General features: G+C 57.5%; 4 protein-coding genes. All 4 read left to right on the top strand.

What is annotated here, in order from left to right; translation table 11 throughout:
• Positions 1-147 precede the first annotated feature (147 nt).
• On the top strand, positions 148-1320 hold the full coding sequence (locus tag E1297_RS14015) for an SPOR domain-containing protein (protein ID WP_155139146.1): 1173 nt from the start codon (positions 148-150) through the stop codon (positions 1318-1320).
• A gap of 14 nt (positions 1321-1334) precedes the next feature.
• Entirely contained in the window at positions 1335-2501 is a 1167-nt protein-coding gene (locus tag E1297_RS14010) for a D-alanyl-D-alanine carboxypeptidase family protein (RefSeq protein ID WP_155139144.1), read from the top strand.
• Positions 2498-3124 (top strand): dTMP kinase, encoded by a 627-nt coding sequence (tmk, locus tag E1297_RS14005; RefSeq protein WP_209015790.1) that lies wholly within the window; start codon positions 2498-2500, stop codon positions 3122-3124. The genes E1297_RS14010 and tmk overlap by 4 nt, the downstream gene beginning before the upstream one ends.
• A 7-nt stretch (positions 3125-3131) precedes the next feature.
• The coding region (locus tag E1297_RS14000) for a DNA polymerase III subunit delta' (protein ID WP_155139142.1) at positions 3132-3744 on the top strand (613 nt) is incomplete at its 3' end.

The raw sequence follows: 3744 nt of genomic DNA, 5'->3' as shown, positions 1-3744 counted from the left end.
TTTTGCCGAAGCCCGAGCAGCGGTCTTTCCATGCCACAGTACCCGCGTTATGATCCCGGCGAAAGGCCGCAAGAGACTGGCACAAGAACCAGTCGATCAGCGGTTGGGGCTGGGTGAACACAGCCCTTTCAGGCAAGGGATGACAAAATGAAGCGAGCGACAGGGACACGCTTTGGGCCGCATCGGCTAGCGGTTCTGGCAGTGACGTTGACGGCTTTAACTGCGTGTGACGAGGCGTTGATTCCTGGAAATACTTCAACCGATCCGGAATCCGATGAGGCGCAGGCAAACGACGGTACCGTCGAATTGCTACCGGTTCCGAGTGGACCACAACGCGATGTCGAAGCACCCGATGTCTTTCAAACAACCGAAGCAGGACTTTGGGATGGACGCCCATCACTGGGTGGTATCTGGGTAGCGCACCCCGATGCGAAACAGCCCGAACGTGTTCTGATCAAAAATACGGCCAACAACAAAAAAGTGACAGGTGCGTTGTTCCGCAGAGAACGGGACCTGCCCGGACCTGTGCTTCAGGTTTCATCTGCGGCCGCGAGTGAGTTGGGAATGCTGGCAGGGTCGCCGACGCGCTTGCAAGTTGTGGCGCTGCGCCGTGAGGAAACCGAACCGACACCGCCGCCTGCACCCGCCGAAACTGAAGAGAACGAGACCACAGGCGAGGATACTGCGGCAACAGCTGCAGACGCGACTTCGGACACACCAGTAGAAGCCGCCGAAAAGCCGGCCAAACGAAAATGGTGGCAAAAGAAAGAACCTGAAAACACCGGTGCCGTCGCTGCTGGGGCAGCAGCCGGAGCTGCCGCCGTGGCAGCTTCAGGGGATGCAGCTTCAGGGGATACTGCTGCCGAAGCGGCAGAAGCCGTTGCAGAAACCGCATCTCCAACGGCCGCTCTATCAGATGCCCCTGTTGCACCGCCGCCTGAAAAACCCGCAAAGCGGAAATGGTGGCAGAAAAAGAAACCAAACGAAATCACTGAAACCCCACTGGACCCGATCGCAGGCGCCGCAGCCGCGATTGAAGCATCCGAGCCAACTCCGGCTGCAGCCAGTACCTCGGGCACGTCAGCCTTGACCAAACCCTATATTCAGGTTGGCACCTTCGGAATCGAGGCCAATGCGAACAGTGCAGCCGACAAGATTCGCAGCAATGGTATGCTTGCCGAAGTGCGTGAGCTAAAATCGGGGGATAAACCCGTTTGGCGTGTGCTGGTCGGCCCAGCCATGACAAGAGCCGAGCGAAAGGCGATCCTCGGCGATGTGAAAGATCTCGGTTTTGCCGATGCCTTCACGGTGAAAAACTAGGAAGGAGGCTCCATATGCTTTCCTCATTACGATCAACTGCTCTGGCTTTTGGGTTGGCCCTTATGGCCCTTCCGGCACAAGCGTTCGACACCACAGCGCGTGCTGCCTATGTCATGGACCAGAAGACCGGCACCGTACTGCTGTCCAAGGATGCGGATCAGCCCCTGCCCCCGGCGTCCATGTCAAAACTGATGACGCTATATGTGGCTTTCGAAGCGTTGCGAGATGGTCGTCTAACTCTGGATGAAACTCTGCCAGTGTCCGAGCACGCCATGAGCTATGGTGGCTCGACCATGTTCCTGAATACGCAAGATCGAGTCCGGGTCGAAGATCTTTTGCGCGGCATTATCGTTCTGTCCGGCAATGACGCCTGCGTTGTGATTGCCGAAGCGCTCAGCCCCGATGGAACCGAAGCAGGGTTTGCCCGCTATATGACCCAACGCGCCAAGCAAATGGGCATGGATAACTCCAACTTTGCTAACTCGAATGGATGGCCAGCGGCTGGGCACATGATGTCTGTGCATGATCTGGCTGTTCTCGCGGATCGACTGATTTCGGATTTCCCCGAATACTACCCGCTGTTTTCCGAAGAGATTTTTGAGTTCGACGGTCGGGCGCCATCGAACGCACGCAACCGAAACCCCCTGCTGAAGCTGGATATCGGCGCTGATGGCCTGAAAACCGGCCACACGCAGGAGGCAGGTTATGGCCTCGTCGGGTCTGCCAAACAAGGGGACCGCAGGGTAGTTTTCGTTCTCTCTGGCCTGGACAGCACAGCCCGGCGCGCAGAGGAGGCTGAGGCCGTGGTTAACTGGTCGTTTCGAAATTTTGTCGAGAGGACAGTTGCCCAAGCCGACACGCCCATAGCAGAGGCCAAGCTGTGGATGGGCGCTCAGAAAACCGTTGGTCTGGTTCCGGAAGAGGATCTGAGCGTATTGTTCCCTGTTCTGACCGATCAGAATGTAGAGGCCGAAGTTGTTTATGAAGGCCCCATCAACGCGCCTGTCGCCAAAGGGCAGCAATTGGCTGAACTGGTGATCAGGCCCGAAGGTTTGCCAGAGATTCGTCGGCCACTGGTCGCAGCTCAGGACGTGCCGCAGGGTGGATTTGTCGTACGCCTGATGACGGTGGGTGGCATAGTACTCAAAGACGTTATCAATATCCCGCTGGAGTCGATGTGACGCGGCGGGGGTTGTTCCTGACATTCGAGGGAATCGACGGATCGGGCAAGTCTACTCAGGCACGTTTGCTGGCTGAGCACTTGCAGGAAGCAGGCCATGAAGTCGTTCTGACCCGTGAACCCGGTGGTTCGCCGGGGGCCGAAGAAATTCGCAGGCTGGTTCTTGAGGGAGATCCTGACCGTTGGTCGGCGGAAACAGAGATTCTGCTGTTCACCGCGGCCCGCCGCGATCATCTGGAACGCACGATTGAACCTGCCTTGGACGCGGGAAAGGTCGTGATCTGTGACCGGTTTGCGGACAGCACCCGCATGTATCAAGGCCTGTCACGCGGTGATCTGCGTGGGATAGTCGATCAATTGCACAGTCTGATGATCGGACGAGAGCCCGATATGACGTTGCTGATCGACATGGACCCGGAAACCGGCCTGTCACGCGCCAAAGGGCGGCAGGGCACCGAAGAACGGTTCGAGGATTTTGGCCCGGAACTACAACGGCAAATGCGCGCGGGTTTTCTGGCTCTGGCTGATGAATTCTCAGAACGTTTTCAGGTTGTGGATGGCAACCGGGACATGGACAGCGTTGCACAAGATGTGACAGATATCGTCTTGCAAGCCTTGCGATAGACGACGGATGAGCGACGATATTCCAACCCCGGATCAGGCGCCCGGCGCCCCCCACCCGCGCGAAACCGAGCAGTTGTTCGGACAAGATGCGGCCGAACAGGCGTTTCTCGACGCCTTTAACTCAGAACGGTTACATCATGGCTGGCTTCTGACAGGCCCAAAGGGTGTGGGTAAGGCGACACTTGCTTGGCGGATCGCACGTTTCCTTCTGGCGACACCTCCTACAGAAGAGAATGGGTTGTTTGGGGCCCCTCCTCCTGTGTCGTCGTTGAATATCGGCTCAGAACATCCCGTTTCGCACCGCATTCTGGCGGGCGCGGAACCCGGTTTGGCTGCGATCACCCGATCCTTGAATGATCAGGGAAAGCTACGGAATGAGATCGTAGTGGATGACATTCGCAAACTTGGTCGGTTCTTTGGCCTGTCGTCTGCGGATGGTGGTCGGCGGGTGGTCATCGTGGATTCGGCGGATGAAATGAACATCAGTGCTGCGAATGCGCTGCTGAAAATGCTCGAAGAGCCCCCGGCCCGAACAACGCTTTTGCTGATCTCGCACCAGCCATCGCGATTACTGCCGACAATACGTTCGCGCTGCCGCACACTGCGTCTTTCGCCTCTTG

The organism is Roseibium sp. RKSG952 (genome assembly GCF_009711355.1).
Note: the sequence above shows the minus strand (reverse complement) of the source record. Positions and strands in the feature narration are given on the sequence as shown.

Excerpts from the sequence above, each read along its gene's own strand:
- E1297_RS14010 (WP_155139144.1), top strand. The coding sequence starts at position 1,335 with ATGCTTTCCTCATTACGATCAACTGCTCTGGCTTTTGGGTTGGCCCTT.
- E1297_RS14015 (WP_155139146.1), top strand. The coding sequence starts at position 148 with ATGAAGCGAGCGACAGGGACACGCTTTGGGCCGCATCGGCTAGCGGTT.